This is a genomic window from Hyphobacterium sp. (assembly GCF_043584775.1).
Taxonomy (GTDB): Bacteria; Pseudomonadota; Alphaproteobacteria; order Caulobacterales; family Maricaulaceae; genus Hyphobacterium.
Map to the genome: position 1 here is coordinate 942,283 of NZ_CP121327.1, position 12,603 is coordinate 954,885.

At 60.0% G+C, this 12,603-nt stretch carries 12 protein-coding genes; 9 read left to right on the plus strand and 3 right to left on the minus strand.

Annotated elements, in window-relative coordinates; translation table 11 throughout:
- Window positions 1-37: 37 nt before the first annotated feature.
- The 8 genes from serS to P0D52_RS04620 all read left to right on the plus strand — a co-directional run bounded on the left by serS (window position 38) and on the right by P0D52_RS04620 (window position 7,524).
- On the plus strand, window positions 38-1,315 hold the full coding sequence (gene serS / locus P0D52_RS04585) for a serine--tRNA ligase (RefSeq protein WP_394694259.1): 1,278 nt from the start codon (window positions 38-40) through the stop codon (window positions 1,313-1,315).
- The gene (surE, locus tag P0D52_RS04590; RefSeq protein ID WP_394694260.1) at window positions 1,312-2,100 is read left to right on the plus strand and encodes a 5'/3'-nucleotidase SurE; all 789 of its coding nucleotides are present in this window, start codon (window positions 1,312-1,314) and stop codon (window positions 2,098-2,100) included. Before serS ends, surE begins: the two co-directional genes overlap by 4 nt.
- Window positions 2,097-2,744, plus strand: coding sequence for a protein-L-isoaspartate(D-aspartate) O-methyltransferase (locus P0D52_RS04595; protein ID WP_394694261.1), 648 nt, complete (start codon window positions 2,097-2,099; stop codon window positions 2,742-2,744). Before surE ends, P0D52_RS04595 begins: the two co-directional genes overlap by 4 nt.
- A 76-nt stretch (window positions 2,745-2,820) precedes the next feature.
- The gene (locus tag P0D52_RS04600; protein WP_394694262.1) at window positions 2,821-3,804 is read left to right on the plus strand and encodes a peptidoglycan DD-metalloendopeptidase family protein; all 984 of its coding nucleotides are present in this window, start codon (window positions 2,821-2,823) and stop codon (window positions 3,802-3,804) included.
- An 83-nt stretch (window positions 3,805-3,887) separates the two neighbouring features.
- The gene (gene yajC / locus P0D52_RS04605; RefSeq protein WP_394694263.1) at window positions 3,888-4,265 is read left to right on the plus strand and encodes a preprotein translocase subunit YajC; all 378 of its coding nucleotides are present in this window, start codon (window positions 3,888-3,890) and stop codon (window positions 4,263-4,265) included.
- A gap of 6 nt (window positions 4,266-4,271) precedes the next feature.
- Window positions 4,272-5,855, plus strand: a complete 1,584-nt coding sequence (secD, locus tag P0D52_RS04610; protein ID WP_394694264.1) for a protein translocase subunit SecD — start codon at window positions 4,272-4,274, stop codon at window positions 5,853-5,855.
- Window positions 5,856-5,865: 10 nt separating this feature from the next.
- On the plus strand, window positions 5,866-6,834 hold the full coding sequence (secF, locus tag P0D52_RS04615) for a protein translocase subunit SecF (protein ID WP_394694265.1): 969 nt from the start codon (window positions 5,866-5,868) through the stop codon (window positions 6,832-6,834).
- A 63-nt stretch (window positions 6,835-6,897) separates the two neighbouring features.
- Window positions 6,898-7,524 (plus strand): urate hydroxylase PuuD, encoded by a 627-nt coding sequence (locus P0D52_RS04620; RefSeq protein ID WP_394694266.1) that lies wholly within the window; start codon window positions 6,898-6,900, stop codon window positions 7,522-7,524.
- A gap of 91 nt (window positions 7,525-7,615) precedes the next feature.
- On the opposite strand, the gene P0D52_RS04625 is transcribed toward P0D52_RS04620, so the two are convergent.
- Entirely contained in the window at window positions 7,616-8,221 is a 606-nt protein-coding gene (locus tag P0D52_RS04625; RefSeq protein WP_394694267.1) for a superoxide dismutase, read from the minus strand.
- A 114-nt stretch (window positions 8,222-8,335) separates the two neighbouring features.
- On the opposite strand from P0D52_RS04625, the gene P0D52_RS04630 reads away from it, so the two are divergent.
- A complete protein-coding gene (locus P0D52_RS04630) occupies window positions 8,336-9,160 on the plus strand; it encodes a squalene/phytoene synthase family protein (protein WP_394694268.1) in 825 nt (274 codons plus the stop codon).
- Here the strand turns inward: P0D52_RS04630 and P0D52_RS04635 are convergent.
- Entirely contained in the window at window positions 9,157-11,127 is a 1,971-nt protein-coding gene (locus P0D52_RS04635; protein ID WP_394694269.1) for an alpha/beta fold hydrolase, read from the minus strand. The two genes, P0D52_RS04630 and P0D52_RS04635, sit on opposite strands and share 4 nt — an antisense overlap.
- A gap of 57 nt (window positions 11,128-11,184) precedes the next feature.
- On the minus strand, window positions 11,185-12,576 hold the full coding sequence (trmFO, locus tag P0D52_RS04640) for a methylenetetrahydrofolate--tRNA-(uracil(54)-C(5))-methyltransferase (FADH(2)-oxidizing) TrmFO (protein WP_394694270.1): 1,392 nt from the start codon (window positions 12,574-12,576) through the stop codon (window positions 11,185-11,187).
- Window positions 12,577-12,603 lie beyond the last annotated feature (27 nt).

Genomic DNA, 12,603 nt, shown 5'->3' on the forward strand with positions numbered 1-12,603 from the left:
CTATCACCCGCGCTGAAACAGACATTCAGGTCCCGCCATGCATGATATCCGTTTGATCCGCGACAATCCCGAAGCCTTTGATCAGGGCCTCGCCAAGCGATTCCTGGAGCCGCAATCGGACGAGATTTTGCGTCTGGACCGGAAGCGCCGGGACGCGGTTGGCCGCCAGCAGGAAGCCGAGACCGAGCGCAATACGCTCTCCAAACAGATCGGTCAGGCGAAAGCCAGGGGCGATGAGGACGAGTTCAACCGGCTGCGGGCCGAGGTGGATCGTCTCAAATCGGTGCTGGAAGAGTCCGGCGCGGATGCGGCGAAATTCGAAGAGGCGCTGAACCAGCACCTGGCCGGCTTGCCCAATATTCCCATGGACGATGTTCCGGTCGGCAAGGATGAAGCCGACAATGAAGAGGTACGCGGCTGGGGCACGCCGAAAGAGTTCAGCTTCACACCGAAGGATCACGTCGATCTGGGCGAGGGGCTGGGTCAACTCGATTTTGAACGCGCGGCCGCCATGTCGGGCGCGCGCTTTGCGGTTCTGCAAGGTGGGCTCGCGCGCCTCGAGCGAGCGCTGGCGCAATTCATGCTGGACGTGCACACGTCCGAGCACGGCTTCACCGAGGTAAGCCCGCCTTACATGGTCCGTGATGGGGCCATGTTCGGAACCGGACAGCTGCCGAAATTCGCCGAGGATCTTTTCCACACGGATGATGATCGCTGGCTCATCCCCACAGCTGAAGTTCCGCTGACCAATCTGTTTCGCGACGCCATCCATGCCGAGGGCGATTTCCCGGCACGGCTGACGGCCTACACGCCGTGTTTCCGTGCCGAAGCCGGGTCGGCGGGGCGCGATACGCGCGGTCTGATCCGCATGCACCAGTTCCAGAAAGTGGAAATGGTGTGCGTGACCAGGCCGGAAGAGTCAGAAGACGAGCTGGAGCGCATGACCAATTGCGCAGAAGAAATTCTGCGCCGTCTGGAATTGCCCTACCGGGTGATGCTTCTGTCGTCCGGCGATATGGGGTTCGGGGCGCGCAAGACCTATGATCTGGAAGTCTGGCTGCCGAGCCAGGACACGTATCGCGAGATTTCTTCCTGCTCGAATTGCGGGGACTTTCAGGCGCGCCGCATGAATGCGCGCTTCCGCCGCGAAGGCGAGAAGAAGCCGGAATTCCTGCACACGCTGAATGGCTCGGGTGTCGCTGTCGGCCGTGCCATGCTGGCGGTGATGGAAAACCATCAGAATGAAGATGGCTCGATCACCATCCCGGACGTGCTGCGGCCCTATATGGGCGGCCTCGAGGTGCTGGGCGCATGAAAAACCCACGCATACTTCTGACCAATGATGATGGCATTCGCGCTCGCGGGCTGAAATCGCTGCAAAAGATCGCCGCGGAATTGTCCGACGATGTCTGGATTGCCGCGCCTGCCGAGGAACAGTCCGGGGCCGGGCGCTCGCTGACGCTGCATGATCCGCTGCGTGTCCGCAAGGTCGCCGACAAATCCTTTGCGATCTCCGGCACGCCAACCGATGCGGTGTTGATGGGCGTTCAGGATCTGATAACGGACAAAAAGCCCAATCTGGTGCTGTCCGGGGTCAATCGCGGGGGCAATGTTGCCGAGGATGTGACGTTTTCCGGAACGGTTGCGGGTGCCATGCAGGGCATGCAGCTGGGCATCCCTTCGATTGCACTGAGCCAGGTCTATTCCTTCCTGCCCAATGCCGAGCCGCGCTGGGAGGTCTGCGAGACCTTCGGCGCGCCGATCATCCGCCGGCTTCTTGAAGAAGGCTGGCCCGAGGATGTGCTGATCAATATCAACTTCCCGGATCGTGATCCAGCAGAGGTCACGGAAGTGGAGGTGACCAAGCAGGGCCGCCGCGATCAGGCGATTGTGCACGCTGACAAGCGCACCGACCCGCGCGGCGTTGACTATTACTGGATCGGATTTCGCGGCGCGCCGCAGAGCCCGCCGGAGGGTGATGATCTGCATGCCGTGATGGGCGGGCGCATTTCCGTTACGCCCCTGCATGTCGATCTCACGCATATGGAAACCCACCATCGCCTGAAGGGGCTTCTGGGTGGGGCACCGCCACGCAAATGACCGGCGTCGAGCCCCGCGTCATCCAGCTCGTGATGAGCCTGCGCGGGTCCGGCGTGACGGACCGGCATGTGCTGGGCGCCATTGAACGCACACCCCGCAATGTCTTTGTGCCGGAACGGTTCCAGGACCATGCCTTCGACGACCGGGCCCTGCCGATTGATTGCGGCCAGACGATCAGTCAGCCGCTGATTGTCGGGCTGATGACCCAGATTCTGAAGGTGGATGATCGCTGCAAGGTGCTGGAGATAGGGACGGGGTCGGGATATCAGGCGGCCATCCTGTCGCGCCTGTCGCGCCGCGTGTATACGATCGAGCGATATCGGACCCTGGCCAAGGAGGCCGAGTCCCGGTTTGCCGACTTGCGTCTGACCAATATCACCACGCGTATCGGTGACGGGACCAAGGGCTGGCCGGAGCAGGCACCGTTTGACCGGATCATTGTCACGGCCGGCGCCCCCGTGCGGCCGGATATGTTGCTTTCGCAGCTGAAAGAAGGCGGTATTGCTGTTGTCCCGGTGAACAATGACAGCGGGACACAGACGCTCATTCGCTATACCCGGACCGAAACCGGTGAGCTGGACGAGGCTGCCATAATGGATGTCCGCTTTGTTCCTCTGGTGGAGGGCGAAACAAAAACACTTTGATTCGGCAACAGGGCTAACGGCTGATTAACGCCTCTTGGGCTTACTGTAGCCGGTTTACCAGAGTGAAAATCGCACCGTGTTGTTCGTTCGTCTGATCCTATCGATATGGCTGGTGGCCTTTGTGGCCGCCTGTGCGACGCCGTCGCCGCGGGATCCTGCGCACATTGATTACCGGCGCGCGAATACCAGCGGACCGTCGCCATCGGTCCTGAATTCAGCGCCGCGCTGCGATCCGGGCGAGCGCTATACCGTCCGGTCCGGTGATACGCTGTCAGAGATTGCCGAGGATTGCGGCGTGTCGACGTCAGACCTGGCCAATGCCAACGGGCTGTATCCGCCGTATGAGTTATTCGCCGGTCAGGAACTGATTTTCCCGCGTCCGTCCTCGCACATCGTGCGGCGGGGCGAGAATCTCTACCGGATCGGATTGCGCTATAATATCAATTATCTGGACCTGGCCGCTCACAATGGAATCGGCGCGCCCTATGCCATTGAGGTGGGGCAGGAAATCCGGATTCCGAACGGTCAGGTGCGCACGGTCTCGCTCGAGCCACCGCCCGTCCGGACCGAAAGGCCCCGCACCAATGTGACGCGCGAAACGCCGGTTACTGTGGAGAGCGCCGATCCGCCCCCGCGGCGTGATCCGCCCGCGCGCAGCGAGCCACCGGCGAGTACAGGGCCGGTGACATTCCAGTGGCCCATTCGCGGGGATATCATCTCGACATTCGGACCCAAGCCGGATGGTCGGCGCAATGACGGCATCAATATCGCCGCCAATGAGGGCGACAGTGTCCGCGCCTCCGCGGCAGGCACCGTTGTGTATGCCGGCGGTGAGTTGCAGGGCTATGGCGAACTTGTCCTGATCCGGCATGATGGCGGCTGGGTGACGGCTTATGCGCACAATTCCCGCCTGTTAGTAGCGGAAGGTGACCGGGTGGATCAGGGACAACTGATCGCGGAAGCCGGATCAACCGGATCGGTGGATACCTCTCAGGTGCATTTCGAGATCCGCCGGGGCGTGACTCCGGAAGATCCAATGGGGCATCTGCAGGGAAGTTAACCGCCAACCCTTGTTGCATGGGACGCGCGTCCCGATATATTCCCGCGACCTTTCAATAAACGGCACGCCACAGGGGCTTTTTCATGTTTGACGCTATTTCCATCGCATCCACCGCAGGCGCACCCGGCGGAGTGGCAGGGGCCTTTATCCAGTTCGCACCGCTTCTGCTGATCTTCGTCGTCTTCTATTTCCTGCTGATCCGTCCGCAGCAACAGCGGATGAAAGCCCATCGCGAGATGGTTGCAGCTCTCTCCAAGGGTGATGAAGTCGTTACGGCCGGCGGGATTGTCGGCAAGGTGACCAAGGTCGACGAGGCCGAGCTGCAAGTGGAAATCGCGACCGGTGTGAAGGTGCGTGTCATGCGCGCGACCGTTTCCGAAGTTCGCGCCCGCACCCAGCCGAAAGCGGCAAATGATACCAAGTCGGACAAAAAGCCGGCCAGCAAAACCGTTTCGGAGTAGGAGCTTATGCTCTATTTCGCCAATTGGAAAATCGGGCTGATCGCGGCCGTCTCGTTGTTGGGCATCTGGTTTGCCCTGCCGAATTTCGCCCCCGTGCCGGGACAGACCGTCAATCTCGGTCTTGACCTTCAAGGCGGTTCGCACCTCGTTTTCGAGGTCAACCTGCCGGGGGTTCGCTCCGAACGTCTGGATGGGTTGTCACAGGAAGCCAGTGTGCTTTTCCGCCAGCAACCGACCATTCCGACCGCCGCCAATGCGGTGATTGGCGAAGAGGTCGTCATCCGTATTGCCCGTGCCGAGGATATGGATGAGGCTTATAACCGGCTTCAAAGCCTGTCCCGGCCGATTGGCGATGGCAGTATGGGCCTGACCGGCGCCGCCTCGCGGACGGTGGCGTTCAGCCGCGATAATGCGGAGCGCACGATTCGCATGTCACTGACCGATGCCGCTCTGGTGGATATTCGCGATCGCACGATTGCCCAGTCCATCGAAGTGATCCGTCGCCGGATTGATGCCTCGGGCACAACCGAGCCGACCATTGCCCGGCAGGGTGATGAGCGCATTCTGGTTCAGGTGCCGGGCGAGAGTAACCCGCAACGCATTATCGAGCTTGTCGGTACGACGGCGCGCATGACCTTCCACCTGGTCCGCTCAGACGTACCGGTCGGCGCCGATGGCCAGGGCCGGACACCGCCCGGCGTGATGATCCTCCAGCAGGATGATTTGTCGGAACCCTATATCGCCGTTGAACGCCGGGCGATGGTGTCCGGTGAAAACCTGACCTATGCCGGCTCAACCTTTCAGGAAGGCCGCCCGGTTGTTGAATTCCGCTTCGATACAACAGGCGCTGCTGCGTTTGGCCGGGTGACCGCTCAGAATGTTGGCCGCCGTTTTGCCGTTAGGCTGGATGATGTGGTGATTTCATCGCCGGTGATTCTGGGGCCGATTCTGGGGGGCTCCGGTGTGATCCAGGGGAATTTCACCTTCGAGAGCGCCTATGATCTGGCCGTCTTGCTTCAAGCGGGTGCCTTGCCGGCAGAACTGACGGTCGTTGAACAGCGCTCCGTTGGTCCGGGTCTCGGGCAGGACTCGATTGATTCCGGTACCATTGCCGTCATCATCGGCTTTATCGGCGTGATTGTATTCATGCTGGTGGCCTATTCGCTGTTTGGCGTCTTCTCCAATCTCGCCCTTCTGTTGAACGTGACGCTCATTCTCGGCGCGCTATCCGGCTTGCAGGCGACGCTGACTCTGCCGGGAATTGCGGGGATCATCCTGACCATCGGTATGGCGGTGGATGCGAATGTGCTGATTTACGAGCGCATACGCGAAGAATCGCGAAATGGACGATCTCCGGCCAATGCGATCGAGAAGGGGTATTCCGAAGCCCTGTCGGCCATTCTGGACGCCAACATCACCACGCTGATCGCAGCGGGCGTGCTTTACATGCTCGGCGCGGGCCCTGTGCGCGGCTTTGCCGTGACGCTGGGGATTGGCATCATCACCTCTGTTTTCACCGCTTTCGTCTTCTCCCGCTTGCTGATTGCGATGTGGGTGAAGGGGCTGAAGCCCAAGAAACTCCCGATTTAGGAGCCGGCCCATGTCCCTCGCACTCATCAATTATTTCCCGGACACAACGTCCATTCCCTTCATCAAGGCGCGTTTTGCCGCTTTCGGCTTCTCGGCCCTGATGATCATCGCCTCCGTCGCCGCTTTCCTGTCGATGGGTCTTAATTTCGGTATTGATTTCACCGGTGGTGTGACGCTCGAAGTGCGCACGGAAGAGGAAATCGATTCCGCCCGCATCGATGAAATGCGCGGCGTGCTGAACAATCTGGGGCTCGGCGCGATCGAATTGCAGGGCCTGTCGGAACTGACTGAAGGCTCGGAGTGCTATGGCAATCATTGCGCCCTGATCCGTGTCCAGCCGCAGGAAGGTGAAGGCCTTGAAGCCGAGCAGGCGCAGCAGGCGGCGAACCTCGCAGTGCAGGCGGCGCTGAGTGAGCTTTATCCGACGATTGAATACCGCTCTGTCCAGGTGTTGGGGCCGAAAGTCTCCGGTGAGCTGGTCGAGGCGGGCATCATGTCCATTGTCGTCGCGCTGGTCTTGATGCTGGCCTACATCTGGTTCCGGTTTGAGTGGCAATATTCCGTCGGCGCCGTGCTGGCTCTGGTGCATGATGTGATCATCACGATCGGCATGTTCTCGGTGACGCAGCTTGAGTTCAATCTCTCTACCATTGCCGCCATTCTGACGATTGTGGGGTATTCGATGAACGATACCGTCGTCGTCTATGACCGCATCCGGGAGAAGGTCCGCAAGTTCAAGAAGAAGGATCTCGACGAGGTTCTCAATCTGGCGATCAACAAGACGCTGTCGCGGACGATTCTGACATCGCTCACAACGCTTGTGGCCCTGTTCTCGCTCTGGCTCCTGGGCGGTGCCGCCTTGCAGGGCTTTGCCTTTGCGATGATCTTCGGCATCGTGATCGGGACATATTCCTCGATCTTCGTAGCGGCACCGTTGCTGTTGGTGACGAAGGTCAAGCGCGACAGCTCTGAAGCCTGATTTCGCTTTTCATGCGAGCCTGATATGGTCCTCCCCGATATGTGAATCGGGGAGGATTCCAATATGGCTTCAATACTGACAAATCTGCGTACAACTATTCACGTTTCGCTGGCGCTGGCCGTGATTTTCCTGGTCGGGTACGCCTTTGCCTATGACAGCATCGGTTTTGGTTCGGCTTTCTGGATGGCCGCTGCGCGCTGGAGCCATGTTGTGGCCGGCGTCATGTGGATTGGCTTGCTCTGGTATTTCAATTTCGTCCAGATTCCTACCATGCCGGACATTCCGGACGAAATGAAACCGGCAATCGGCAAGCATATTGCGCCCAAAGCCCTGTTCTGGTTCCGCTGGGGGGCGGCATTCACGGTCCTGACCGGACTGATCGTTATCGGCCTGCGTCAGGCCGCGGGCTCTTACGGCTTCCTCGATGTGCTGGCCTTTGGCCTCCTGTCGGATGGATATTCCGCCCAGTATTCCTTCCTGGGGATCGGCATCTGGATGGCGCTGATCATGGCGTTCAATGTCTGGTTCGTGATCTGGCCCAACCAGAAAATCGCGCTTGGGCTTGTTGAGGCCGAAGCCGATGCAAAGCCGAAAGCGGCGCGGACGGCCATGCTGTTCTCGCGGACCAATACGCTGCTTTCCCTGCCCATGCTGGTAGCCATGGCAGGGGCCCAGACCCTGTTCGGCTAGGCTGAAAAAGAGATGCCCCGGATATACCGGGGCATGACGAATATGTTGCGTCATCGCCCGGCTTGTCCGGGCGATCTCATTTCAGAGTCTGCTATTGACCGGAATCTTTCAGATTACTCGCGGCGAAATCCCAATTTACCAGCTTGTCGAGGAAGGTCTCGATATAGTCGGGACGGCGATTCTGATAATCGAGATAGTAGGCGTGTTCCCAGACATCCATGGTCAGAAGCGGCACAACCCCGTCTTCGGTGAGCGGCGTTTCGGCGTTCAGCGTCTTGCGCACTTCCAATTTGCCATTCTTGACGACCAACCAGGCCCAGCCGGAACCAAACTGCGTCGCGCCAGCATCTGCGAACGCCTTCTTGAAGCCTTCAAACGAGCCGAAGTCGCGATCAATCCGGTCACCGAGGTCGCCGGACGGCGTGCCGCCGCCATTGGGTGACATCGAGTTCCAGTAGAAGGTGTGGTTCCAGGTTTGCGCCGCATTGTTGAACAGGCCCTGATCGCCCTCGGCGGCAGCTTTGCGGATGAGGTCTTCCAGCGACAGATCTTCCTTGTCGCTGCCTTCGATCGCGGCATTCATCTTGCTGACATAGGCGGCGTGGTGCTTGCCGTGGTGAAAGCCAAGCGTGTCGGATGAAATGTGCGGTTCCAGCGCGTTCTGTTCGTAAGGAAGGTCGGGGAGGGTATGGGCCATATCGGTGTCCTTTCTGATGAACTTCCAAGACTTCACGCGGTCAGCGCGTTAGGTGTTGAACCCCGCATATGGGCAATTGGTTCCGAATTTCCAGCGAGTTTACGTGATTAAGTCATGACAAACGCAGCGAGATATCCTGGCAGTGTCCCGGATCGCGCCTTGGCAGCGCTCTTTGCACCGGCGGGCATTCGCCAGGCGTTGAGCGACCTTTATGCCTGGGTGGAGGAAATCGAGTCCATCCCGTTCAAGGCGCGTGAGCCGGCCATCCAGGCCATGCGCTTTGCCTGGCACAGGGAGGCGGTCGCCGACCTGTTTTCAACGCCACGCAAAGTCCGCCGGCATGCCGCCTATGAAGGCATGGCGGGCTTGCTGGATCAGACTTTCGAAATCGAGGCCGATGAATTGATCCGGATCATCGACGGTGTGGAAGATGGCACGCTGCCCGAGCGATTGATGGATGAAGCGGCCCTATGTTCGATCATGGATCGGCGCTGGGGCACGCTGACAAAAATTGCCGCCCGTATCTGCGGCGGAGAATCCGACGAGGCCGTGATCCGCGCCTCCGCCCGGGCCACGGGACTGGCGCACTGGTGCCGGGAATTCGGATACCGGGCCGGCACGAAGATGGCGCTTGTTCCTGAAAATGCGCTGACGGCCGCACAATTCAACGTCCATCGCCTCGCCAGCGGACGCGAGCCTGAACGGGCGCATGCTGCTTTTGCCAGTGTCATCGGCGTGCTCGAAAATGAACTGACCGCGCTGGATGCTGGCGAAAAATGTCCGCCGCATCTGTTTCCCGCGCTGGCACCGGCGAGGCTGGCACGCGCAACGCTGGCCAAAGCAAAGGCGTCGAAAGACCTTTACCGGACGGATTTCCAACGGCCGCAAATCGCGCGTCAGTTCGACCTGCTCAAAGCCTCGCTTTCGGGTCGGCTCTAGTCGCCGATATGCTCTGCGAAAAAGGCTTCAAGCCGTGTGAGAATCTCCAGCCGCGTGGCCTGACTGGTCAGCCAGTGGTCGGCATCGCGCATCTCGACATATTCAACCGGCTGCCGCGCACTTTCCATTTCGCCTTCGAAGCGGCGGCTTTGCGCGATGGGCACGACCGAATCTTCGCGGCCATGCATCAGCAAGACCGGCGCGCGGTAGCTGCGGGTGTTGTGGATGGGTGAAATATTGTCCAGCCGTTGCCGGTCTTCCGCCGTCATGCTGCCGCCGAGGATTTCGGTCCAGGCATCGACAATCCAGTTGCCGGCGCCCCGATTGACGCCGATCTCGCCAATGAACAGGCCGATATCGGTGACGGGGGCATAGGCGGCGACGCACTGATAGAGGTCCGGTGTAAAAGCACCGCCGGCGAGCGCCGCATATCCGCCATAGCTGCCGCCATAGATGCAGACCCGGTCGCCATCGACCCAGCCCTGCGCCACGGCGTGCGCCAGCGAGTCAGTGACGTCGTGCTGCATCACGCCGGTGCCCCACTGGCCGCGTCCGGCGTCACGAAATGCCTGACCGAAACCATCAGAACCGCGGAAGTTGGGCTGGATCACGGCATAGCCGCGAGAGGCGAAGAAATGGGCACGCCAGTCAAACCCGCCGACATCGAAGCTTTCCGGGCCACCGTGCGGAAAAACGATGGCGGGCAGATTGGTTCCGCCGCCGGGCGGCAGTGTGATGAATCCGGAGATCGTGGCGCCGTCGCGGGCCGTGAATTCAAATTCCTGCCGCGTCCCGAGTGTAACGGATTCCAGTTCCGGATATTCGCTGGCCAGAATGGAGAGACTGCGGGCCGTGTCATCATAGACGTAGTAGGTGGGGACGCTATCCGCCCCATTCGTCCGGACAATGAAACGGGTCCGGTCCCGCGACCATGAGGTGATTGTCGCCGACGGATCTCCCAGCGCACCGACAAGGGCGTCCTGCAAGCCCTGCATTTCATCATCCAGCCAGCGGGTCTGCATATTGCCATCCGGATAGGTGACCCCGATCAGCCGGCCCGAATAGGGGTCTTCGATGACATGCGACAGGTCCTGATTGTCGAGCGCGATCGCGTTGGGCGTTTCATTGCCGGTGGCGAGATCATAGGTGCGAAGGCCCAGATAGCCATTCCGGTAAGAAGCCAGTGCCGCTTCGTCTTCCGCTGTGACGCCGGCGACGACAGACCGGAATGTCGGATCATTGGCTTCATAGATCGCTACCCAGCTATTTCCGCGATAGGCATCAACCCGGTATTCATCGCGTTCGTCATCAAAATATTCCCGCAGCAATGGCGTGCCGTCCGGGTCGATATACCAGGATTGCTGGTCCGGCAGGCCTTGTACGGCGCGAAAAACCGAGCCGCCGTCGGCAGACACCCGGAAGAGCGAATATCTCGGGTCTTGCTGCGCGTCGCTGGCGCGCGACGAACTCACGCCGCTCTGGCGGGGAGCTTCAATGGCTGGAATGTAGACATTGCCGGCATCGTGATCGACGCCAACAATATTGCCGCGGCCCGTTTCATAAGGGTGGATGAGCCGCTCATCAGCCAGTAGCTGGACCACGTTCGAGGGATTGTCCGCCTCGACCGAAAAGGCGGCAGAGACATCAATCGGATTGCGACGTGCCGCGACGGTAAAACGCTGGGTCTCGCTCGCGATCATCATGACGCGTTCGTTTCCGGCCCAGAGGATATCTATCGGCCGGATTGCGGAAGCGCCGACGCCCGCGCGTTCACCAGAATCAATATTCAAGACATAGAGCGCGCTGGCATCGCCATCATTGGCGATATAGGCAATGCGGCTTCCGTCAGGAGACAGCGTTGGCATATTGATGGCGGGCAACCGCGCAAAGGCTTCAGCAGGCGGTTGCTGTGCCTCGGCTGCCGCAAATGTGAACGCCAGCAGGCTCGCTGAAATCAGTAGACGCATAACCTATCTCCCCAGAACTCTGGAGGGATGCTGGACCAGCTTCGCCGGGAATTCAATCTAGGGCTTCGCTTGAGCCTGTAACCAGTTGTCGATGTCGGAGAGCGCGCGGGCGCTCATGGCGCGCTTGCGGGCGACCGACTTGTCCTTGCCGCGAATGCGCTTTCCGTCTTCGGTCTTGAGCGGGATTTCGATATCCGGGAAGAGACCGAAGTTCACATTCATCGGCTGGAAACTGGCTTTGGCGCCGGACATGTGTCCGCCGGTGATATGGCGGATCAGGGCTCCGAAGGCGGTGGTGTCTGGCGGCGGCGAGAGCGTTTGGCCCAGACGTTCGGCGGCTGCAAACCGGCCCGCCATCAATCCCATGGCAGCGCTTTCGACATAGCCTTCGACACCGATGACCTGTCCGGCAAATCGCAAGGCAGGTCGGGCTTTGAGGCGAAGCTGTTCGTCGAGCAATTTCGGCGAATTCAGGAACGTATTGCGGTGAATGCCGCCGAGACGCGCAAATTTCGCATCTTCCAGCCCGGGGATGGTGCGGAAAATCTCGCCCTGCGCGCCGTATTTCAGCTTGGTCTGAAAACCGACCATGTTGAAAAGCGTGCCGAGCTGATTGTCCTGGCGGAGCTGGACGACGGCATAAGGTTTGACGTCGGGATTATGCTTGTTGGTCAGGCCGCGCGGCTTCATCGGGCCGTGACGCAGGGTTTCCGGTCCGCGTTCGGCCATGACCTCGATCGGCAAACAGGCCTCGAAATACGGCGTGTCCTTTTCCCAGTCCTTGAATTCCGTCTTGGGACCATCCAGCAGCGCCTGAATGAAGGCGTCATACTGTTCCTTGTCCATCGGGCAATTGATATAGGCGGCGCGGTCGGCCTCGGTTTCGCCCTTGTCATAACGCGACTGCATCCAGGCGATATCCATATTGATGCTGTCACGCTCGATGATCGGTGCAATGGCATCAAAAAAGGCCAGCGAATCCTCATCCGTATAGTCCAGCACCGCCTTGGCCAGCGCCGGAGAGGTGAGGGGGCCGGTGGCGATGATCACACTGTCCCAGTCTTCGGGCGGAAGCCCCTCTACTTCGCCGCGTTCAATGGTGACGAGCGGGTGTTCGCTCAAGTTTTTGGTGACGACCCGGGAAAAGGCGTCGCGATCCACCGCCATCGCACCGCCGGCTGGCACCTGCACCTTGTCGCCAACCGCCATGATCAGGCTGTTCGCGCGCCGCATTTCTTCGTGCAGCAGGCCGACGGCATTATTCTGCGCATCGTCGGAACGAAAGGAGTTGGAGCACACGAGCTCGGCCAGACCATCGGTCTGGTGTGCTTCGGTTTGTTTGACCGGGCGCATCTCGTGCAGGATAACGGGAATGCCCGCATTGACGAGTTGCCAGGTGGCTTCCGATCCGGCCATTCCGCCGCCGATAATATGGACTGGTTTTGTCATGGAGCGGCATATAGCGGGTGATGCCGA

Bases quoted from the DNA above. Each gene is read 5' to 3' on its own strand.
- P0D52_RS04595 (WP_394694261.1), top strand. From the start codon at position 2,097: ATGACCGGCGTCGAGCCCCGCGTCATCCAGCTCGTGATGAGCCTGCGC.
- yajC (WP_394694263.1), top strand. From the start codon at position 3,888: ATGTTTGACGCTATTTCCATCGCATCCACCGCAGGCGCACCCGGCGGA.
- trmFO (WP_394694270.1), bottom strand. From the start codon at position 12,576: ATGACAAAACCAGTCCATATTATCGGCGGCGGAATGGCCGGATCGGAA.
- secD (WP_394694264.1), top strand. From the start codon at position 4,272: ATGCTCTATTTCGCCAATTGGAAAATCGGGCTGATCGCGGCCGTCTCG.
- P0D52_RS04635 (WP_394694269.1), bottom strand. From the start codon at position 11,127: ATGCGTCTACTGATTTCAGCGAGCCTGCTGGCGTTCACATTTGCGGCA.
- P0D52_RS04620 (WP_394694266.1), top strand. From the start codon at position 6,898: ATGGCTTCAATACTGACAAATCTGCGTACAACTATTCACGTTTCGCTG.
- surE (WP_394694260.1), top strand. From the start codon at position 1,312: ATGAAAAACCCACGCATACTTCTGACCAATGATGATGGCATTCGCGCT.
- secF (WP_394694265.1), top strand. From the start codon at position 5,866: ATGTCCCTCGCACTCATCAATTATTTCCCGGACACAACGTCCATTCCC.
- serS (WP_394694259.1), top strand. From the start codon at position 38: ATGCATGATATCCGTTTGATCCGCGACAATCCCGAAGCCTTTGATCAG.
- P0D52_RS04625 (WP_394694267.1), bottom strand. From the start codon at position 8,221: ATGGCCCATACCCTCCCCGACCTTCCTTACGAACAGAACGCGCTGGAA.
- P0D52_RS04630 (WP_394694268.1), top strand. From the start codon at position 8,336: ATGACAAACGCAGCGAGATATCCTGGCAGTGTCCCGGATCGCGCCTTG.